We start from the raw sequence: 22,048 nt of genomic DNA, 5'->3' as shown, positions 1-22,048 counted from the left end.
AAAGCAAACGACGGAAGGGAGATCCTTCCGTTTTTTTATAAAGGAGGAATCACATATGCTTGATATGCAACAAATTCAACAAATTATCCCACATCGCTATCCATTTTTACTCGTTGATCGCATCGTTGAAGTGGAAGAAGGAAAGCGAGCCGTCGGCATTAAAAACGTCAGTGCAAACGAGCATTTTTTTGTCGGTCATTTTCCTGAATATGCTGTGATGCCGGGCGTATTAATTGTTGAAGCGCTCGCACAAGTTGGGGCTGTCGCGATGTTAATGAAGGAAGAAAATCGCGGCCGTCTCGCCTTTTTCACAGGCATCGACAACTGCCGATTTAAAAAGCAAGTGAAACCGGGCGATCAACTTCGTTTAGAAGTCGAAATGATTCGCTTTAAAGGCGCCATCGGCAAAGGAAAGGGCATCGCCACAGTCGATGGCGAACTCGTTTGCGAAACAGAAATCATGTTTGCGCTTGGAGAAAAATAATGTATAACCGGTCCCCTTTCTGGACATGTTATAAGTGATTACATACATGACAGAAAGGAGAACAACGATGAAAACAAAATGGCTATTTAAACTACTTAGCGCGCTCATTGCCATCATGGTTGTGACCGGTTGTAACAATGACGATACAGATAACGACATGAACAACCAAGAAGAAATGCAGCCAGGCGAAGACACAAATGAAGGTGTCGGCGACGATGAAAACGATGCGGTCCCAGATGAAGAAGACGCTGTTGAAGACGCTGAAGATATGAACGATGCAGACAATACGGACGAATAAGCGCAAGAGATTTCCTCTTGCGTTTTTTTATTCCCTCCCTTCCTATAACATCTAGCAAAGTTATAAAAAAACTTTGTCAACACACGTTTCTTTATGATACATTAACGGTTGACGATAATGATATGGAGGGTTTTTATATATGTTAAAACAGCTTCCTCATCGCATGAAAATGAACATGACGCTGTCGATTAAAAAAGTATTTGAACGATATATGGAAACAATCGGTTGGGATGAAACGAAATACGATGCGGCAACATTGATGGAACAGTGGCGCCATTATTTGTACAATAAAGCAACATGGTTTGCAGAATTAGACGATGCGATCAAAACAAACCCACAATTTCATGAACAGCTCGCTGCGCGCATTAACGAAATTATCGACCAACTCGTCAACGAACCTCCAACAGACGAACAAATCGCAGAAATTAACCGTCTCGTTGAACGGCTCGGCATCGACGATTTCCCTTACGGCTGCAAGTTAGAAGCAAAATATCATATCGAACGTCTCCAACAAGAATTAAAAAAAAAGAAAAGCTAACGAAACGAGCGAGCGAAAAGCAACGAAAACTAGCAGAAATTTTATATTATCAAGCATATGACCGTCCGCTCCCAGATCGAGAATATACCGTTGCTGAAGTGAATGATATCATCGCACAAGCAAAACGAATCATTGGAGAAGAAGGACATAACGAAGAAACGATTCATTAACCGGCAGAACATGGCACTGTCGGTTTTCTTTTTGTTAAAAATTAATAAATATACTATATAAAAGAATTTTTTGTTGTTATAATAAACCTAGTGAATGGTTTTGTCGGAAATATGTGTATGATAGCATCTTACTGTTATCAATGGAGTCACTCGGTCGTGCTGTGGTGGGGACAACGATGTGCCGAGCACCTCAGACGCTTGTCTTCAATGGTGCGGTGTGAGGACGGGGAATGCCAACCTTGTTTTTATTTCTGTCTCTTTTTGAGCGTGTTATAAGGATAAATGGCTACGAAACGATTTGCAGCTTATGAAAGAATCCACCCATTTAATCATGTTGCATTTAAAGGTAAAAACATGATGTGTTGCTCGATTGGATCATAGAACATGAAAAAGAAATGTTCAACTTAATGTCTAACTGGCTAACTCTCAACGGGGGCTATTTTTTGTACATCGACGTATATGTTGTGCATATATAACATGTACGTGGGTGTACAGTTTAGAAAGCGAGGGATCTATGTGAAAAAGGTGCGAAAAGCAATCATCCCAGCTGCCGGGCTTGGAACAAGATTTTTACCTGCGACAAAAGCGATGCCGAAGGAAATGCTTCCGATCGTCGACAAACCGACGATTCAATACATCGTTGAAGAAGCGATTGAATCAGGCATTGAAGATATTATTATCGTCACAGGAAAAGGAAAACGCGCCATCGAGGATCATTTTGATCATGCATTTGAACTAGAACAAGCATTATTAAAAAGCAATAAGCATGACTTGCTAGAAAAAGTAAAAGAACCGTCCAAAGTTGACATTCACTACATTCGTCAAAAAGAGCCGAAAGGACTTGGCCATGCGGTTTGGTGCGCACGCAAATTCATCGGAGACGAACCATTCGCTGTCCTATTAGGCGACGACATCGTCCAAGCAGAAAAACCTTGTTTAAAACAGCTGATGGACGAATTTGAACGAACACATAGCTCCATCATCGGAGTGAAACAAGTCAGAGATGACGAAACACATCGCTACGGCATCATCGACCCACTCGACAAAAAAGGCCGCCGCTATCAAGTGAAACAATTCGTCGAAAAACCAGCACCAGGCACCGCACCGTCCAACTTAGCCATCATGGGACGATACATACTTACGCCTGAAATTTTCATGTTTCTCGACAAACAAGAAACAGGCGCAGGCGGTGAAATTCAACTAACCGATGCGATTCAACAACTAAACGAAATTCAAAGAGTGTTTGCGTACGAGTTCGAAGGCAAGCGATATGATGTCGGGGAGAAGCTAGGATTTATCCAGACGACGGTGGAGTTTGCGATGCAAGATGAGGAGTTGAAAAAACAGCTTATTCCATTTATCGAGAACATATTAAAAGAAGCAAAAGTGACTGAATGAAGGGGGATGAAGGAAGTTGGCTCAATCAGGCAATACTGCCAGTATACAAGTCCAACAAAGATATACACAACAAGTACTCATTAACGAGAGAAAAAGCTACTTAATCACCAAGCGAATGATGGACATTATAGGAGCTTTGATCGGCTTAATTGCCTTATCATGGCTCTTTTTTCTTGTAGCCGTTTTAATCAAATTAGAAGATCGAAAAGGCCCTGTCTTTTTTAAACAAGTTCGTGTAGGGAAAGACGGAAAAGAATTTTACATGTACAAATTTCGCTCAATGGTGACAGATGCGGAGGAAAAGTTACAGGAATTGTTGAAGTACAACGAAGTGTCCGGCGCGATGTTCAAAATGAAAAACGATCCGCGCGTTACGAAAATCGGAAAATTTATTCGCAAAACAAGCATTGACGAACTGCCACAATTATGGAATGTATTAAAAGGGGAAATGAGTCTTGTCGGTCCACGCCCACCGTTGCCAAGAGAAGTAGCGCAGTATACGGAATACGACAAACAGCGATTTCTTGTGACCCCAGGGTGTACAGGGTTGTGGCAGGTGAGTGGGAGAAATGACTTAGGGTTTCGTGATATGGTTGAGTTAGATTTACAATATATCCGTGAACGCTCATTCTTATATGATTTAAAGATTATTGTTAAGACAATCGTAATAATGATTAAGCCGAATGTAACTATTCAGCCACATCATAAAGTGAGCTGAATATTTTTTGCTTTTCCTGTCTATGATGTGAATATTGATAGACAAGGAGGTGAATCACATGTTGACGGTACAACAAGCTGTATTTACAGTTGAGGGCTTAATCGGCAAAGTCCAACAACAAAAACAGCTCATTCATCAACTCATTCAAGAAAATGAACATTTGCGTCAAGAAAACAAACAGCTACGCAAAGAAAATGAACAACTCAAGCATCGCGTTCAAGAGCTGGAAGCACGCACGAAAAAAAACAGCTCCAATAGCCATTTGCCCCCATCTTCTGACCGTTTTGAGAAAAAGCGTTCCTCCCGCGAGCCGTCTGGCAAAAAGCCCGGTGGGCAAGAGGGACATGAGGGGACGACGCTCCGTCAAGTGGAACATCCACATCATCGTGTCGTCCATCGCGTACATACGTGTCAAGGATGTGGGGCTTCTTTGCGTGACGTCAAACCGTTCAAAGTCGATGTCCGTCAAGTGTTTGATCTGCCTCCCGTGTCGATTGAAGTGACACAACATGAGCGTGAAGTGAAATCATGTCCGCATTGTCGATGCGTGCAACAAGCGGAGTTTCCACCACATGTCACGAATCATGTGCAATACGGTCCACGTCTTACTGCGCTCGTTGTTTATTTGCATCATATCCAATTGATCCCTTACAAGCGTTTAAGTGATACAATCGAAGCGTTATATCAACACTCGGTTAGTACAGGAACCCTTGCCAATATGGTGAAACGAGGACGCGAAGCGCTGGAATCCAATATGGACATGATCGAAGACGCCTTACTTGACTCTAACATCTTGCATGTCGATGAAACGAGTTTGCGCATCAATGGTAAACTCGCATGGGTGCATGTCGCATGTACGTCGACATATACGTACTTGGCTTTTCACGCTTCTCGTGGAAAGAAAGCAACGGATGAGATCGGGATTCTTCCACAATACAAAGGGACGATGATGCATGATGCATTCGGTACGTATCCGAGATACACGAAAGCCACACATGCTCTTTGCCATGCCCATCATTTACGTGAGCTAAAAGGCTTCATCGAACAAGGCCATACATGGGCATCGCGCATGACCACGTTTCTGTTAGCCGCCAAACAGGCAGTCGAAGCGCATCACGGTGCACTTTCCGAAGAAGAAGCGAAACGATGGGAACGAGTGTATGATCGTATCCTAGCGAAAGCACAGCACCGATTGGAAACGATGACACCTCTTCCGAAAAAAGCACTCGCTTTTATTCGACGGCTTCAAAAACGAAAGGAAGAAGCGCTGCGTTTCTTATGTGAAGTGCATGTTCCCTTTGACAATAACCAAGCCGAGCGAGATCTTCGCATGGTCAAAGTCAAAGAGAACATCTCGGGTACATTTCGTGACGAAACGTTCGCGCAGTCGTTTTGCATCGCAAGAAGCATCGTTTCCACACTTACGAAACACGAAAAAAACGTGTGGGACTCGTTGTGTCTTCTGTTGGCAGGCGAAACGATCGATCGAGTTCTTTCCGCTACCTAGGGCATTTTCTATGACCGAAATGCCCTATTTGTGCTGGGCTTTTTTATACACTAGCACGGGGGTGAATAGTTACTTAGCGACGTGGTGCTTAATTTGCTCAAGTACAGTTATTATTTAATCCACTCTAAAAATTCGAGTCTGTTGCCAAAAGGATCATTGGCATAAAAACGATTTGCTCCTTCTAGCGGTTCATCTTCCTTTACTGCAATCCCCTTCTCAATTAAGTGGTCACGCAATACAGCAAGATTTTTTACATGAAAGGCTGGGTGTGCTTTTTTAGCAGGTTGAAAATCATCTTGTACACCAATATGTAGCTGATGACTCCCACATTGAAACCATACTCCACCTCGCTTTTGTAAGTTCTCAGGTTTTGGGATCTCTTTCATTCCTAAAATTTTTCCGTAAAACTCACGTGCTTTTTCTTCACAACCTTTAGGAGCAGCAACTTGAACATGATCAATTTCTAAGAAAGTAAAGTTCATGTATATTCCTGTTAAAGCCGATGATAAAATCCCCAATATAGCCGGAATAAAATTCCCCACTTACAATAGAACCATAGTGTCAATGAGAGGAGCTATGGTTCATGATTACGAGAGGGGAATTTTTTATGATCAAAGAGATGTATGAAAGGGGAATGAGTATTTCCGATATTGCGAGGGAATTGGGGATCGATCGGAAAACCGTCCGAAAATATATTCACTCCCCCAATCCTCCTTCCAAATCCAAGCGAAAACAAAGAAAAAGCAAGTTAGATCCATTTAAACCGTATCTTCAAAAACGGATGTTAGAAGATGGGGTGTTTAATAGCGAAAAGTTGTTTTTTGAAATTCGACAACAGGGCTATACGGGAGGAAAGACGATTTTAAAAGACTATATGAAACCTTTCCGAGAGACGGCGAAAAAGAAATACACCGTTCGCTATGAAACGCTTCCTGGCGAACAAATGCAAATCGATTGGAAAGAAGTTGGGGAGGTCGTGATCGAAGGGAAAAAAGTCAAGTTATCGCTATTTGTGGCCACGTTAGGCTATTCGCGGATGAAATACGCGGTATTTACGACCAGCCAGGACCAGGAGCACTTAATGGAATGCCTGATTCAGAGCTTCAAGTACTTTGGTGGGGTTCCGAAGAAGGTGTTATTTGACAATATGAAGACCGTTACAGACGGGCGAGAACAAGGAGTGGTGAAATGGAATAAGCGATTTTCTGAATTTGCGAGTTACTACGGATTTATTCCAAAAGTATGCCGGCCCTACCGGGCCCAGACAAAGGGAAAAGTCGAACGAGCCATTCAGTATATTATGGATCACTTCTATGTAGGAACATCGTTTGAAAGCATCGAAGAATTAAATTTCCTTTTACATCGTTGGCTCGATCAAGTGGCGAATCGGAAGCCAAACGCCACTACCGGTATTTCTCCGCAAGAGCGTTGGGCCGAGGAGTCACTCAAACCTCTCCCGTTGAAAGATTACGATACGAGCTATCTTTCCTATCGGAAAGTGCATTGGGATGGCAGTTTCTCGTATAAAGGGGAGCAATGGCTCTTATCGGCGGAGTATGCAGGCAAAGAAATTCTAGTGAAGGAGCGATTAAATGGAGATATTCGATTGTACTTTCGAGGGAAGGAGATTTCTCACGTGGACCAACAGAAAAAAGTGATTTCATTCGCTGAAAAAATAAAAAAGAAACAGACAGAAATGGCCGCCACCATTTCGCCTGTTTCGATGGAAGTGGATACTCGTCCATTGTCCGTTTATGACGCATTCCTGCGAGGGGAAAGCTCATGAAAGAACGCATACACGAGTATTGCCACCAACTCCATTTGCCTGTCATGGCGGAGCGATGGTCCGCCATGGCAGAATACGCCTCTACTCATAATATATCATATTCAGAGTTTTTATTCCGCTTATTAGAGGCAGAAATCGTCGAAAAACAGGCACGATCGATCCAAACGCTCATCAAGCTGTCCAAACTGCCGTATCGCAAGACGATCGATACGTTTGATTTTACCGCGCAGCCTTCGGTGGATGAGCGCCGGATTCGAGAGCTGCTTACGTTGTCCTTTATTGACCGGAAAGAAAATATCCTCTTTCTCGGTCCACCGGGGATTGGAAAGACACATCTGGCCATTTCGATTGGAATGGAGGCGATCGCAAGAGGGTATAAAACGTATTTTATTACCGCTCACGATTTGGTCAATCAGTTAAGAAGAGCCGACCAGGAAGGAAAGTTGGAGAAAAAGCTTCGTGTCTTTGTGAAGCCAACCGTTCTCATTATTGATGAAATGGGGTACCTAAAACTGGACCCGAACAGCGCTCATTACTTATTTCAAGTGATCGCTCGTCGGTACGAGCATGCCCCGATTATCCTCACCTCCAACAAAAGCTTCGGGGAATGGGGAGAAATCGTGGGAGACTCGGTTTTGGCGACAGCGATGTTAGATCGATTACTGCATCATTCCATCATTTTCAACCTAAAGGGGGAAAGCTATCGATTACGGGAAAAGAGGATCCAACAAGAAAAACAGAAGGATCAATGAAAGGTCCTTCTGGGGAATTTTAAACCGGCGATTTTGGGGAAAAAATAATCGGCCTTGACAATTCCTCCTCAGTAAATATATTAAATTAAGTTAAAATAATTTATTTTAATTTATTTTAATTTATTGAACATGTTTGTCGCGCAAGAACAGTATATGCTTTGCAGCGAATGACAATTATGTTATCACTCTAATTTAAAGTTTGAACAACAGTGAAAAATGATACTCTTTCATAGAACAAATTTACTGAGAACACGGTTATTTGAAGTAACAGTTCAATCCTTAGTAATGTCGTCACGAACTAGAAGATATAGTGAATAGGATTGAATGAATGATTTTAACGGTATTTTCAAGCTAAATGATAGAATAAATTTCTATTCTATACTTATTATAACTTATAAACAGAAATTTTCAATTATTAAAAATTTAATATAATATTGACAATATAATAATTTTTTATAAAATAAAAGTAGAGGTTTGCAATATTTTATTGCAACACCTTATTTTGGGGTAACTATTCAGCCACATCATAAAGTGAGCTGAATATTTTTTTCTTTCCTTGTCTATGATGTGAATATTGATAGACAAGGAGGTGAATCGCATGTTGACGGTACAACAAGCTGTATTTACAGTTGAGAGCTTAATGGGCAAAGTCCAACAACAAAAACAGCTCATTCATCAACTCATTCAAGAAAATGAACATTTGCGTCAAGAAAACAAACAGCTACGTAAAGAAAATGAACAACTGACATATCGCGTTCAAGAGCTGGAAGCACGCACGAAAAAAAACAGCTCTAATAGCCATCTGCCCCCATCTTCTGACCGTTTCGAGAAAAAGCGCTCCTCTCGTGAACCGTCTGGCAAAAAGCCTGGCGGACAGGAGGGACATGAGGGAACGACGCTCTGTCAAGTGGAACATCCACACCATCGTGTCGTTCATCGCGTCCATACGTGTCAAGGATGTGGGGCTTCTTTACGTGACGTAAAACCGTTCAAAGTCGATGTCCGTCAAGTGTTTGATCTGCCTCCCGTGACGATGGAAGTCACACAACATGAACGCGAAGTGAAATCATGCCCGCACTGTCGGTGCGTACAACAAGCCGAGTTCCCATCACACGTCACCAATCATGTGCAATATGGTCCACGGCTCACGGCGCTTGTCGTGTATTTATACAATATACAAATGATTCCATATCAACGTTTACGTGACATGATGGAAGAGTTATATCAACATCCGATCAGCACAGGAACACTTGTCAATATGGTCAAACGAGGACGCGAAGCACTCGAACCAAACATGGACATCATCGAGGAAGCATTGCTTCCATCGGATATCTTGCATGTGGATGAAACGAGCTTGCGGATCGATGGCAAACAGGCCTGGGTTCATGTCGCCTGTACATCTGCATATACATACTTAGCTCCTCACGCTTCTCGTGGAAAGAAAGCAACCGATGAAATCGGGATTCTTCCACAATATAAAGGAACGATGATGCATGATGCATTCGGTACGTATCCCAGATACACCGAAGCCACGCATGCCCTTTGTCATGCCCATCATTTACGTGACTTGAAAGGGTTCATCGAACAAGGGCATACATGGGCAAAACGGATGACCACGTTTCTATTATCCGCCAAACAAGTGGTCGAACAACATAGTGGCTTTCTTCCTGAAGAAGAAGCGAAACGTTGGGAGCGCGTGTATGATCGCATACTCGCGAAAGCGCAACATCGGTTGGAAGGGATGACACCGTTGCCAAAAAAAGCGCTCTCCTTCATTCGGCGACTTCAAAAACGGAAGGAAGAAGCGCTGCGCTTTTTGCGTGAAGCTCACGTTCCCTTTGACAACAACCAAGCCGAACGAGATCTTCGCATGGTCAAAGTCAAAGAGAACATCTCAGGGACGTTTCGTCAGGAAACGTTCGCGCAGTCGTTTTGCATCGCAAGAAGCATCGTTTCCACACTCACAAAGCACGAAAAAAACGTGTGGGACTCGTTGTGTCTTCTGTTGACAGGTGAAACGATAGATCGTGTTCTTTCCGCTACGTAGGGCATTTTCTATGACAGAAATGCCCTATTTGTGCTGGGCTTTTTACACACTAGCACGGGGGTGAATAGTTACCGGTTGTAAAACGCTTTCAATTTCATATATAATACAACTAAACCGGTTTATTTACTAAATCGATTTAGTAAAGGGGAATGAATACGGTGCGGAAAGTGACGATGGCGGACGTAGCAAAACTGGCGAATGTTTCAAAAAGTACAGTATCGCAATATTTAAATAAAAGATATGAATATATGAGCGAAGAAACGAAAAGGCGCATTGCGGAGGCAATTGAGGAATTACAATATCGCCCAAATGTTCTCGCCCGTAGTTTAAAACAAAAATCAACAGCGACGATTGGCGTCATTGTTTTCAACATTTTGCATATGTTAACGACGCAAGTGCTCCGTGCAATTGAGGATATGTGCCAACAACATGATTTCCATGTCATCGTTTGTAATACAGATGACGATCCTGAAAAAGAAAGAAAATATATTGATATGTTATGGGCGAAACAAGTGGATGGATTTATCATTTTCCCAACAGGAAAAAATGTAGAGTTGTATAAAAAAATGCAAGAAGCGCGCTTACCACTTGTGTTTGTGGACCGTACAGTTGCGGGGATCGATGCGGATTCGGTTTTGTTGCATAATGAGCGTGCTGTTCAGTTAGGTGTACAGTATCTCATTGAACAAGGGTATAAACATATTGGGCTTGTTGCACCGCCATTTGCTCCACACGTCATTCCACGTACAGAGCGTATCGAAGCTTTTCATCATGCGTTGCGTGATCACGGTGTTTCAGTGGAAAAAGAGTGGGTTATTACCGAGCATGTGAAGCGCATCCCGGAGCGATTAGAGGCTCTTTTTAACAGTAATAAACTGCCTGAGGCGATATTTGCGATAAATGACTTAACGTTAATGGAAGTATTAGCGTTCGTGAAAAAACACCAACTCGCCATTCCGAATGATCTAGCAGTCATAAGTATTGATGACGTTCCATTTGCATCGATTTATACCCCTTCGTTAACAACGATTGCACAGCCGACGTTTGAAATGGGAAAAATAGCGGCAGAACGGTTGTTTATGCAAATGAATGGTGAGACGTCTCCACAAATGTTTCGGCTTGCTCCAATGTTCATAGAAAGGGATTCAGCAAAGAAAAGAGGAGAAAAAAATGAGTCAAGTTGTCATCGGAGTTGATATTGGTACAACGAGTACAAAGGCTGTCATTTTTGACGAAGATGGAAGCATTCGCTCCATGCATGCGGTCGAATATCCGATGCTTCATCCGCAACCGGGATGGGCGGAACAAGACCCGCACGTTCTTTTTTCCGCGGTGATGCAAAGTATACAAGGAGCGATATACAAAGGACATGTTTCCGCAAAGCAAGTAAAGGCGATTGGATTTAGTGTCGCCATGCATTCAATTATGTTAGTAGATGAACACCACCGACCTTTGACGAACTGCATCATTTGGACAGACAACAGAAGTAGCGAACAAGCTGAACGGCTTCGAGCGAGTGAACAAGGGGTGGCGATGTATAAAAAAACGGGGACGCCGATTCATCCGATGTCACCGCTTGTGAAATTGATGTGGTTTAAAGAATGTGCGCCAGATGTATTCAAACGAGCATATAAGTTTATTTCCATTAAGGAGTATGTGTTATATCAATGGTTTCATCAGTATGTTGTTGATTATTCGATTGCTTCGGCCACCGGTTTGTTTTCCTTGCAAACATTTGATTGGGATGAAGAAATTTTAACGTTTCTCGGCATCGAGCGTAGTCAGTTGTCTTCTCTCGTTCCTACGACATATACGCTACAAGGAATGGATAAAAAATGGGCTGAACAGCTCGGTATTTCTTCTCGCACCCCTGTTGTCATTGGAGCGAGCGATGGCGTGCTTGCGAATGTCGGGGTAGGTGCCGTATTACCCCATGAGGCTGCTATTACGATTGGAACAAGCGGGGCGGTGCGAACGATTTCCCCTTTTCCAAAAACAGATGAACGAGGGCGGACGTTTTGTTATGTGTTGACAGAAAATGAATGGGTTGTTGGTGGACCGACAAATAATGGGGGGATTTTATTACGTTGGTTGCGTGATGAATTTGGGGCACAAGAAAAAGAAGTAGCAAAGCGGCTTGGAGTAGACCCATATGATTTATTGACACAATATGCCGCTCGTGTGCCTGCTGGATCGGAAGGATTGTTATTTTTGCCGTTTTTATCAGGGGAGCGAGCCCCGTATTGGGATGCGCATGCGCGTGGAACATTTTTTGGTATTCGTTTGCAGCATAAGCGCGAGCATTTTATTCGTTCAGTCATGGAAGGCGTTTGTATGAGCGTATTTTCGGTAGCACTTGCGGTCCGCGATGTCGTTGGGCCGTTATCGGAAATTCGAGTATCGGGTGGATTTGCGAAGTCGCCGTTTTGGCGTCAAATGTTGTGCGATATGATGGGAAAAGAGCTAATCGTCCCTGAAACGCATGAGGCATCGGCGCTAGGAGCAGCAGCATTAGCTCTTTACGCTCAAGGAGATATTTCGTCGCTACAAGAGGTGAAATCGTGGCTACGCATTTCTTCGTCTCATACACCAAATGAACAACATACAGCGATTTATGCGGAATTGTTTGACTTGTATACACGTCTATATATGCGATTAAAAGATGAATTTCAAATCATTTCTTCTTTTCAAAGTAAATATGTATAAACAAAGGGGGTGATTCACTGTATAACTAAACCGATTTAGTAATTGTAAGCGTTTACTTTAAAACAAGGGGGAGCGGAGTGCAATGACATCATCTTCATTAATTTTCATCGTTATCGCAGGGATTAGTTTATTGTTATTTCTTATTATTCGTTCAAAATTGCATGCATTTGTCGCTTTATTGTTAGTTAGTTTACTCGTCGGAGTGGCGGCTGGCATGCCTTTGAAAAGCGTCATTGAGTCCATCCAAAACGGAATGGGTGGGACACTTGGATTTGTCGCAGTTGTTGTCGGATTAGGCGCGATGTTTGGACAGATGCTCGAGGCGTCGGGAGGGGCTGAACGACTAGCCCAAACGTTAATGAAAAAGTTTGGCGAAGATAAAGCACAGTGGGCGCTTGGAATTACTGGGTTTTTAGTTGCGATCCCCGTATTTTTCGACGTTGGTTTTATTATTCTTGTACCCATTGTTTACGGTTTAGCGAAAAAGACAGGGCGCTCTCTTTTATATTACGGCATTCCTTTGCTTGCTGGTCTAGCGGTGACGCATAGTTTTATCCCGCCAACACCAGGGCCTATTGCGGTTGCGAATTTGATTGGCGCAGATTTAGGTTGGGTCATTTTATTTGGTTTTATTGCTGGTGTACCTGCAATGATGGTAGCAGGACCTTTGTTTGGGAAGTATATTGCTAAAAAAATCCATGCTTCTATCCCTTCTTATGTGGAATGGAAAGAGCATGATAACGAACGGGATTTACCTAGCTTTGGATTAATTGCGGTGATTATTCTCATTCCTTTGCTCCTTATTTTAATGAATACCGTTTCAGGGGTTGTTTTGCCAGAGAAAAATATGTTTCGATCGTTCTTTACGTTTTTAGGACATCCGTTTGTTGCCTTAACGATCGCTACATTATTAGCTTTCTATTTCTTAGGACGAAAGCGCGGTTTTTCAAAGCAACAAGTACAAGATATTGCGACAAAAGCGCTTGAACCGGCTGGAATTATTATTCTTGTCACAGGAGCTGGTGGAGTGTTCAAGCAAATTTTAGTCGATTCAGGTGTCGGTAAAGTGCTTGCAGATATGATGGCGACATCTACGTTACCTCCAATTGTGTTAGCTTTTATTATCGCTGCGCTCGTTCGTATTTCGCAAGGCTCAGCAACAGTAGCAATGGTCACATCCGCTGGATTAATGGCTCCATTTATTGAGACGCTTAACTTAACGGGTCCGATTTTAGGTTTAATTACAATTGCGATTGCAGCGGGAGCGACAATTCTTTCACATGTCAACGACTCAGGATTTTGGCTCGTCAATCGCTACTTTGGTTTAGAGGTGAAAGATACGCTAAAATCATGGACAGTGATGGAAACAATCATCGCTTTCGTCGGTTTTTCCGTTGTTTTTATTATTAGTTGGTTTGTATGATCGGATAAGAAAAGGGCCACTTCAATTTTAGCCATCCTTCTTTACAGGTGCTAACACATTTTTTGCGGGAAGCTTAATTAAAACATATCAAAATCGTTTCCTAACAGACGTTCATACGCGAGAGAGGACTGTCCTTCTTCAGCAGTCCTCTCGCATTTTCACACTACTTGAAGCGAATGGTCGCAAGTCGTTGGTTTACTTCTTCGATGTCAAAGCGCTCTGGATCAAAGTCGTCTCCGTACCATTCGTCATACCATTCCAAAAACTCTTGACGCTCTTGTTTTCGCGTATCGTCTTTCATCATATCGATCGCATCTTGGTAGCCCCAAACCCCACCAACATCTTCGGGAGGGCATGCTCGTGATCCTTTGATGCAAATCGGATGTGTTAACGGTTCGATTCGTTTTTCGATTTTCTCCAATGTAATGATATGATCCCAGTTATCCCCGAAGTCGTACGTATACAACACTTTTTGTTTCTCTTTACTTAAGTATTTTTTAATCGGTGTTTTTTGTGAATCGAGCTTGTCCTTCCAAAGAGTCATAAAGCGATCATCTGGATGTGGGACGTCAATGATCGCATCACTTGTTTCGAACTGATACAAATGGTAATTTCCCCATCCCATCGCCTCTTGAATAATGAGATGGAGCTGATCGAATGTTATGTCGCTTGGGACGAGCACACGTCGCCAAATCGGTGGACGAATACCGCGCAACTGGATTTTTAATTGATAAATTGTTTCGGCTTTCTTTACTTGTTCTAAAGTTCGTTCAATCTCATGGCGAAGCGAAGCGGGTAATGTTTCGTAATCTGATAACTTTGTAATCTTTTTTAATGTTTCCCATGCAGTTGGCATATGCTATTCCTCCTCTGTCCTTTTACTATAATCATAGACAAATGTTCACTTTCTTATAAGTAAAATGACTTACTTTCTAAAAAATATTTTTCAAAATAGCTGTGTCGTGCAAAAGTGTTCGCATTTGTGTAAACTGAAAAAAAAAAGACAGGCACGGAGGGTAGCAATGAACATTGTCGTCGTTGGAACAGGGTATGTTGGATTAGTAACAGGGGTAGCGCTTGCTCATGTGGGGCATCGGGTGACGTGTGTTGATGTTGATGAAGAAAAAGTAAATCGCATGCGACAAGGCATTTCTCCGATTTATGAGCCGGGGATTGAGCAGTTTATGAAAGAAAATATGGAAGCGAATCGGTTGTTTTTTACAACAGACGGTGCGAGTGCGTATCGCGAAGCAGATGTGATTTACATCGCGGTCGGCACGCCTGAAAACGAAGACGGTTCAGCGAATTTGACATATATTGATCAAGCGGTGAAACACATCGCCTCATCGGTGATGAAAGATGTCATTGTTGTGACGAAAAGCACGGTGCCCGTCGGGACGAATCATGAGATGCAGCGCATGTTTCAACAGCTCGCTCCGCATGTGCGCATCGATGTCGTGTCGAATCCGGAATTTTTACGTGAAGGGTCAGCGCTTTATGATACGTTTCATGGCGATCGCATTGTGATCGGGGCGGATGATGAACGAGCGGCAGCTGTGGTCGCGGACATTCATCGTCCATTTGGCATTCCGATTTTTCAAACAGATATTCGGAGCGCAGAAATGATTAAATACGCTTCTAACGCATTTTTAGCAACGAAAATTAGTTTTATTAACGAAATTGCAAACATATGTGAAAAAGTTGGCGCAGATATTGAACAAGTGGCAGCGGGAATGGGAATGGATGAACGCATCGGCTCATCGTTTTTACGTGCAGGCATTGGATATGGCGGTTCGTGTTTTCCGAAAGATACGAAAGCGTTAGCGAAAATTGCAGCAAATATAGATCATGATTTCGAGTTGTTGAAGGCAGTCATTGAAGTAAACAATAAACAACAACGAAAGCTCATTGAAAAAGCAAAAAAACGTTTCGGACATATTCAAGGTAAAAAAATCGCCCTTCTCGGTTTGTCGTTTAAGCCAAATACAGACGATATGCGAGAAGCGGCATCGCTTGTTATCGCGCGTGAACTCGTTGCTGAACAGGCGATCGTTGTTGCTTACGATCCGATTGCGATGAATAAAGCAAGAGCGGTATTGCCGAAAGAAGTGATATATGCAAGCCATGTCGAAGAAGCGCTCAAAGATGCGGATGCGGCGATGATTTTAACAGAATGGGATGAGTTTCGACAACTCGACTTATCTGTATACGTCAAGCAAATGAAAACACCAATTATTTTTGATGGCCGTAATTGTTATGCGCTTGAAGACGTCAAAAAATATGCCATCGAATATTATTCGATTGGAAGAAGAGCGATCAAATAAGGAAGAAATGATGCTCGATTTTTCCATATATGTTAATATGGTCGTATATTCGCCTGAAAGGAGTTTCTGTATGATTTTAGTCGTTGGTGGGGCAGGATATATCGGCAGCCACGTCGTCAAACAGTTAGTGGAAACAAACTCGGTCGTTGTGCTTGATAATTTATCGACAGGGCATCGTTATTTAGTCGATAAACGAGCGGTGTTTGTGCATGGCGATTTAGGGGATCGGGCAACGCTCGTGCGCATTTTTGAAAAATATCCGATCGATGCGGTCATGCATTTTGCGGCAAATAGTTTAGTTGGCGAGTCGGTTGTCGAGCCGATGAAATATTATAAAAATAATGTGGCAGCGACGTTAACGTTATTAGAAACGATGATGGAATATGGCGTCAAACGGTTTATTTTTTCGTCGACAGCTGCGGTGTATGGGATTCCGAATGTTGATATCATTACAGAACAATGTCCAACGCTTCCAATTAACCCGTATGGTCGCTCGAAGTTAATGATTGAGCATATGCTTTCCGATTTTGCCTCAGCGTACGATTTACGTTACGTGGTGTTGCGCTATTTTAATGCGGCAGGTGCGCATGTAAGTGGCGACATTGGGGAAGACCATGACCCAGAAACGCATTTAATTCCACTTATTTTGCAACATTTGCTCGGATTGCGCGATAAAATTTCAGTGTTTGGCACAGATTACGATACACCAGATGGCACATGTATTCGCGATTACATTCATGTGATGGATTTAGCAGAGGCGCACATTCTCGCTTTGCATGCCCTTCTTGCTGATCAGAAAAAGACGGCTGTATACAACCTTGGCAACGGTCTCGGCTATTCGGTGAAAGAAGTGATCGACATGTGTGAGCGCGTGACAGAGAAAAAAGCAACGATTGAATATACAGCGCGCCGTCCGGGAGATCCGGCCCGCCTTGTTGCTTCCTCCGAAAAAATTTCCCGCGAACTCGGTTGGCAAGCGACCCGTTCGTTAGAGGAAATCATTACAACTGCTTGGAATTGGCATAAAAAGCATATGTAAAAAAGGGGAAGTCGTCTCATTTGACTTCCCTTTTCCATTTTGTTACCATGGTTATAGCTACACATGCCTCATCAACTCCCGAAGACGCTAACACGATCCCCATAAGCACGATAAAATAGAGGGGGGATTTGATGCGAGAAACAACACCCGTGTTTTACATTTCCATTGTTATTGCGATTTTATTTATTGGATGGGGAGTCATCCCTGAAAGTGTATGGCCGCAATTTCATTTAGCACAAGTGAGTGCGGCAATACAAGACTTTTTAGTCCATAAGTTTGGTTGGTTTTACTTATTAGCAGCAACCTTTTTCCTCATCTTCTGCATCACGATGATTTTTTCGAAATATGGAAACATTCGACTTGGGGCAGATGATGAAAAGCCAGAGTATAGTTACCGAACATGGTTTGGTATGTTGTTTAGTGCAGGAATGGGAATCGGGTTAGTGTTTTGGGGTGTGGCGGAACCGATGTATCATTTTTACAGTCCACCTGTTGGTGAAGCAGAAACAGCAGAAGCTGGTCGTGTAGCGATGCGATATGCGTTTTTCCATTGGGGGCTTCATCCTTGGGCCATTTATGCCGTTGTCGCTTTAGCATTAGCTTATTTTCAGTTTCGAAAAAAAGAGCCAGGGGTCATGAGTCGTGTATTGTATCCGTTATTTGGCGAACGCGTGAACGGTTTAACAGGAATAGCGGTCGATACGTTAGCGGTATATGCGACTATTTTTGGTGTAGCGACATCGCTCGGATTAGGAGCTATTCAAATTAGTGGAGGGCTGTCTCACCTTTCTCCGAATATACAAAATAATTTAACTACCCAAATGATTGTCATTTTAGTAGTTACCATTTTATTTATGCTCTCTGCACAAACAGGGCTCAATAAAGGAATTAAAATATTAAGTGATACGAATGTGATGCTTGCGGTACTATTAATGGTTTTCTTACTGTTTGCAGGTTCGACAAACTTTATTATGGATGTATTTACAGCAACGCTCGGTTCTTACGTTCAAAACTTGCCGTCGATGAGTTTACGGTTAAGGCCATTCGAACAAAGTGAATGGCCGCGCGTTTGGACAATTTTTTACTGGGCATGGTGGATTGCTTGGGCGCCGTTTGTTGGATCATTCATCGCTCGCGTGTCGCGTGGACGGACGGTACGAGAGTTTATGATTGGCGTATTGCTCGTTCCAACCATTTTTAGTGCTCTATGGTTCTCTGTGTTTGGTGGCTCTGCTCTTTATTTAGAAATGTTTGAACAAGCGGACATTATGAATACAATGAACGAATTAGGCATTGAAATGGCGCTCTTTTCTGTCTTTAACCATTTTCCGCTTAGTACGATTTTGTCAGGGCTCGCGATTCTACTGATTTGTACGTTCTTTGTTACGTCAGCAGATTCAGCTACGTTTGTGCTTGGGATGCAGACGACAAACGGAAGTTTAAATCCGTCGAACTCGGTAAAATTTACTTGGGGAATCATTCAAGCAGCAACAGCAGCTATTTTGCTTTGGACAGGTGGATTGCAGGCGCTCCAAACAGCGTCGATTATCGCAGCATTCCCATTTACAATCATCATGATCTTTATGGTCATATCGCTATTACATTCGTTTAAAAAAGAAATGATTGTGAAGAAGAAATAACCGGCCATTGTGTCGGTTATTTTTATAGTCTAAAATTTGACAATTGTTTTTCTGTTCGCTACCCTATCATTAGAATACACATGGGGGGGATATGATGGGCATTAGCCATTTTTCGATTCGGCGCCCTGTGCTGACGTTTGTGTCGATGATTATCGTCATTCTTTTAGGGGCGGTATCGTTGTTAAATATTCCGATGAAGTTAATCCCAGATATTCAGCCACCTGTTGGGGTTGTGGTGGCAACGTATCCGGGGGCAGGGCCAACGGAAGTGCTTGAAAAAGTGACGAAGCCGTTAGAAAGCAGTTTAGCGACGTTACCGGGGTTAAAGTCGATGACGTCAACATCTCAAGAAGGCTCAGCGCTCATTTTATTGCAGTTTTCATGGGCGACAGTTATTGATGAGATGCAAAATGATGTGATGCAGCGCATCGATCAAGCCCCGCTTCCCGATGATGTGCAAAAGCCACGATTTTTAAAGTTTGACCCGTCGCAGTTTCCGGTCATTCAAATGACGTTAACGAGCAAAGACGGAACGGGTGAGTTGAACGCATTAGCGCAACAGTTAAAAGCGGAGCTTGCCAAAACGGAAGGTGTGGCGAGCGTGAACGTATCGGGCACGTTAACGAAACGGGTGCGCGTGCTCGTTGATCCGAATAAGCTTCGTACATATCGCCTTTCTCAACAAGATATCGCTAACTTGATTTCAGCCAATAACGTGTCGCTGCCGGGTGAAACGGTTGTCATCGATGAGCGGCAATTGTCGACGCGCATTTTAAGTACGGTGCAATCGGTTGATGATTTAAAAAAGCTTGTTGTTGCGATCAATCCGTTGACGAATGAACGCATTCGTCTACAAGACGTGGCGAAAGTTGAGCTTATTTCCCCGCAACAACAAACGATTACTCGCACGAATGAACGGCCATCTGTGCTGATGAGCGTGCTGCAAAAGGCGGATGCGAACACAGCGGAAGTGTCACAATCGTTTCAAAAGCAGCTAGACAAGTTATTGAAAAAAGAACAGTTTAAAAACGTACATGTCGATATATTATTTGATCAAGGTGAGTTTATTGAACGGACGATTCGCAATATTGCCCAATCGCTCGTTTTAGGTGGCGCGTTTGCGATGGCTGTATTGTTTTTATTTTTACGCAATATGAAAAGCCCGATCATTATCGGCATCGCCATTCCGTATTCGGTCATTGTAACGTTCGTTTTAATGTATTTTTCCGACTTTACGTTAAACATTATGACGCTTGGCGGATTGGCACTCGGAATCGGCATGCTTGTCGACAACTCGATCGTCGTCATTGAAAATATTTCGCGCCATTTAGCGATGGGGAAAGAGCCGAAAGAAGCGGCAAAAGATGGGGTGAGCGAAGTCGGAAGCGCCATTGTCGCCTCGACGTTGACGAGCGTGGCGGTATTTATTCCTGTATTGTTTATTACCGGATTAATTGGTGATTTGTTTACCGAATTTGCATTAACGATTGCGTTTAGTCTACTTGCTTCGTTGTTTGTCGCGTTAACGGTTGTGCCGATGCTTGCGAGCCGTTGGCTACGTCCGCGTCGACGTTATCGGGAAGAAGCGCGATTATCTTCCGCATCGATGCGCGCGTTGGAAAAAAGTGTGCGTTGGGCGTTGCGTCATCGTTTGATCGTGTTATTGTTCGCAGTTGGCTTGCTTGGCGTCGGGGTTGTCGGGTTAACGAAAGTAGGGATGCAGTTTTTGCCCAATACAGATGAAGGATTTTTCTCGATTCGCGTGCAAACGGATGACGGCTACTCTTTAGAAGCGACAGAGCGCGTCGTTGCGGCCATTGAACATGAGTTAAAGAAAGTCGATGAGATTGAAACGTATGTGAGTCTCATCGGTTCAACGCAAGAACAGTCGTTTCGCGGAACGACACAAAGCAACGTCGCGGAAATATATGTGAAAATGAAACCGAAAGATGAGCGGAAACGGTCTGTGTTTGTCATCGTTGATAAATTAAAGTCGCCTGTGCAAAAAGCGGTAAAAAACGTGAATCAAACAGCGGAAGTATCGTTTAACTTGCAAGCGTCGACAGGAAGTGCGCCAAATACGTTAACATTTAGTGTGAAAGATACGGATGAACAGCGCTTAAAGCAAGTCGTGAGCCAAATTGAAAAACGAGTAAAGGCGTTAAAAGAAGTGAAAGAAGTATCGACAGATTTATCGGAAACGGTCGATGAAATTCAAGTACAGATCGATCGCGATAAAGCGTTACAACATGGGCTGACGCCAGCACAAGTGGCGGTTGTTGCCCAACAAATGACGCGCGGAATGACAGCGACGCGCATCATTGACGCCTCTGCGAACGTATATGATGTGACGGTCGAATACGATGAAAACGTGAAAAATTCTGTATCTGACTTAAAGCAGTTGCTTGTGAAAAAGCCGGACGGTTCGTTTGTGAAACTTGGCGATATCGCCTCTGTCACCGTTGGAAAAAGCCGCGTCCAAATTCAGCGCGTAAATGAACAGAGCGCTGTGCAGTTTACGGTGAAATATAAAAGTTCGGTGACGCTGAGTGACATATCTGCGCTTGTCGATCGAGAAATTGCCAAGCTCGATCTTCCGTCTGAAACAGAAATCGTCTTCGGTGGCGATCGGGAGCTATTAGAATCGTCGATTGACGATTTAGCGTTAGCGTTTGCATTGGCGGTGACGTTCGTCTATCTTGTGATGGCGGCGCAGTTTGAATCGTTTAAACATCCGTTTATTATTATGTTTACTATTCCGCTTATGATCATCGGCATTACAGCTGGATTATGGCTAACCCATACGCCGATGAGCGTCATGGTCATTATCGGTGGCATTGTCCTTGCGGGGATTGTCGTGAACAACGCGATCGTGCTTGTTGACTATATGAACCAGATGCGTGCGCGCGGAGAGCGAGATATTATTGTTACAGCGGTAAAACTTCGTCTTCGTCCGATTTTAATGACGGCGTTAACGACGATTTTAGGGTTGTTGCCGCTTGCTTTTGGCATCGGTGACGGAGCGGAACTGAATCAACCGATGGCGATTACGGTCATTGGCGGACTAATAAGCAGCACCTTTTTAACTTTATTTATTATTCCGATTGTATATAGTTTTACGTTACCGAGAAAGTTTTACATTCAAAAATAAACAGCCGATCGTGCCGGCTGTTTATTTTTTTCGCTCTGCTAGTTTTTTTAACATTTGTTCAATGAGC

18 protein-coding genes are annotated in these 22,048 nt (G+C 43.2%); 16 read left to right on the top strand and 2 right to left on the bottom strand.

Features of this window, described 5'->3' with window-relative positions; translation table 11 throughout:
• The first annotated feature begins 55 nt into the window (after positions 1 to 55).
• The 6 genes from fabZ to tnpC (AFK25_RS13670) all read left to right on the top strand — a co-directional run bounded on the left by fabZ (position 56) and on the right by tnpC (AFK25_RS13670) (position 5,113).
• Positions 56 to 484 carry a 3-hydroxyacyl-ACP dehydratase FabZ gene (gene fabZ / locus AFK25_RS13695; protein WP_019418614.1) on the top strand — a complete coding sequence of 143 codons (429 nt, stop codon included), beginning with the start codon at positions 56 to 58 and terminating at the stop codon, positions 482 to 484.
• A gap of 67 nt (positions 485 to 551) precedes the next feature.
• A complete protein-coding gene (locus tag AFK25_RS13690; RefSeq protein ID WP_009361897.1) occupies positions 552 to 782 on the top strand; it encodes a hypothetical protein in 231 nt (76 codons plus the stop codon).
• Between the two features lie 139 nt (positions 783 to 921).
• A complete protein-coding gene (locus AFK25_RS13685) occupies positions 922 to 1,320 on the top strand; it encodes a hypothetical protein (RefSeq protein ID WP_019418613.1) in 399 nt (132 codons plus the stop codon).
• Positions 1,321 to 2,006: 686 nt separating this feature from the next.
• Positions 2,007 to 2,888, top strand: coding sequence for a UTP--glucose-1-phosphate uridylyltransferase GalU (gene galU / locus AFK25_RS13680; protein WP_035064488.1), 882 nt, complete (start codon positions 2,007 to 2,009; stop codon positions 2,886 to 2,888).
• Between the two features lie 43 nt (positions 2,889 to 2,931).
• Positions 2,932 to 3,606 carry a sugar transferase gene (locus tag AFK25_RS13675; protein WP_240485050.1) on the top strand — a complete coding sequence of 225 codons (675 nt, stop codon included), beginning with the start codon at positions 2,932 to 2,934 and terminating at the stop codon, positions 3,604 to 3,606.
• A gap of 58 nt (positions 3,607 to 3,664) precedes the next feature.
• Positions 3,665 to 5,113: an IS66 family transposase gene (gene tnpC, locus AFK25_RS13670; RefSeq protein WP_049720885.1), complete on the top strand. Its 1,449-nt coding sequence runs from the start codon at positions 3,665 to 3,667 to the stop codon at positions 5,111 to 5,113.
• A 110-nt stretch (positions 5,114 to 5,223) separates the two neighbouring features.
• On the opposite strand, the gene AFK25_RS13665 is transcribed toward tnpC (AFK25_RS13670), so the two are convergent.
• A complete protein-coding gene (locus tag AFK25_RS13665; RefSeq protein ID WP_003397545.1) occupies positions 5,224 to 5,595 on the bottom strand; it encodes a VOC family protein in 372 nt (123 codons plus the stop codon).
• Positions 5,596 to 5,696: 101 nt separating this feature from the next.
• On the opposite strand from AFK25_RS13665, the gene istA reads away from it, so the two are divergent.
• The 6 genes from istA (at position 5,697) to AFK25_RS13635 (ending at position 13,827) form a co-directional block, all read left to right on the top strand.
• The gene (istA, locus tag AFK25_RS13660) at positions 5,697 to 6,899 is read left to right on the top strand and encodes an IS21-like element IS5376 family transposase (protein ID WP_049720882.1); all 1,203 of its coding nucleotides are present in this window, start codon (positions 5,697 to 5,699) and stop codon (positions 6,897 to 6,899) included.
• Positions 6,896 to 7,651 (top strand): IS21-like element IS5376 family helper ATPase IstB, encoded by a 756-nt coding sequence (gene istB / locus AFK25_RS13655; RefSeq protein WP_009361858.1) that lies wholly within the window; start codon positions 6,896 to 6,898, stop codon positions 7,649 to 7,651. Before istA ends, istB begins: the two co-directional genes overlap by 4 nt.
• 598 nt (positions 7,652 to 8,249) lie before the next feature.
• Positions 8,250 to 9,698, top strand: coding sequence for an IS66 family transposase (gene tnpC, locus AFK25_RS13650; protein ID WP_049720914.1), 1,449 nt, complete (start codon positions 8,250 to 8,252; stop codon positions 9,696 to 9,698).
• A 158-nt stretch (positions 9,699 to 9,856) separates the two neighbouring features.
• Positions 9,857 to 10,894 (top strand): LacI family DNA-binding transcriptional regulator, encoded by a 1,038-nt coding sequence (locus AFK25_RS13645; protein WP_019418182.1) that lies wholly within the window; start codon positions 9,857 to 9,859, stop codon positions 10,892 to 10,894.
• On the top strand, positions 10,869 to 12,404 hold the full coding sequence (locus AFK25_RS13640) for a gluconokinase (RefSeq protein WP_019418181.1): 1,536 nt from the start codon (positions 10,869 to 10,871) through the stop codon (positions 12,402 to 12,404). The genes AFK25_RS13645 and AFK25_RS13640 overlap by 26 nt, the downstream gene beginning before the upstream one ends.
• Before the next feature lie 82 nt (positions 12,405 to 12,486).
• Complete coding sequence (locus AFK25_RS13635) at positions 12,487 to 13,827, top strand: GntT/GntP/DsdX family permease (RefSeq protein WP_035067489.1); 1,341 nt, start codon at positions 12,487 to 12,489, stop codon at positions 13,825 to 13,827.
• 163 nt (positions 13,828 to 13,990) lie between these two features.
• Here AFK25_RS13635 and AFK25_RS13630 read toward each other — a convergent pair whose 3' ends face one another.
• Positions 13,991 to 14,683, bottom strand: a complete 693-nt coding sequence (locus AFK25_RS13630; RefSeq protein WP_240468880.1) for a plasmid pRiA4b ORF-3 family protein — start codon at positions 14,681 to 14,683, stop codon at positions 13,991 to 13,993.
• 166 nt (positions 14,684 to 14,849) lie between these two features.
• Between AFK25_RS13630 and AFK25_RS13625 the strand changes: the two genes are divergently transcribed.
• From AFK25_RS13625 to AFK25_RS13610, 4 genes are all read left to right on the top strand, one after another.
• Positions 14,850 to 16,151, top strand: a complete 1,302-nt coding sequence (locus AFK25_RS13625; protein WP_035067491.1) for a UDP-glucose dehydrogenase family protein — start codon at positions 14,850 to 14,852, stop codon at positions 16,149 to 16,151.
• Positions 16,152 to 16,221: 70 nt separating this feature from the next.
• Positions 16,222 to 17,190, top strand: coding sequence for a UDP-glucose 4-epimerase GalE (galE, locus tag AFK25_RS13620; RefSeq protein ID WP_035067493.1), 969 nt, complete (start codon positions 16,222 to 16,224; stop codon positions 17,188 to 17,190).
• 131 nt (positions 17,191 to 17,321) lie between these two features.
• A complete protein-coding gene (locus AFK25_RS13615) occupies positions 17,322 to 18,830 on the top strand; it encodes a glycine betaine uptake BCCT transporter (protein WP_035067495.1) in 1,509 nt (502 codons plus the stop codon).
• Between the two features lie 94 nt (positions 18,831 to 18,924).
• Positions 18,925 to 21,981, top strand: a complete 3,057-nt coding sequence (locus AFK25_RS13610; protein WP_035067497.1) for an efflux RND transporter permease subunit — start codon at positions 18,925 to 18,927, stop codon at positions 21,979 to 21,981.
• Positions 21,982 to 22,048 lie beyond the last annotated feature (67 nt).

The organism is Anoxybacillus gonensis (assembly GCF_001187595.1).
Taxonomy (GTDB): Bacteria; Bacillota; Bacilli; order Bacillales; family Anoxybacillaceae; genus Anoxybacillus; species Anoxybacillus gonensis.
Note: the sequence above shows the minus strand (reverse complement) of the source record. Positions and strands in the feature narration are given on the sequence as shown.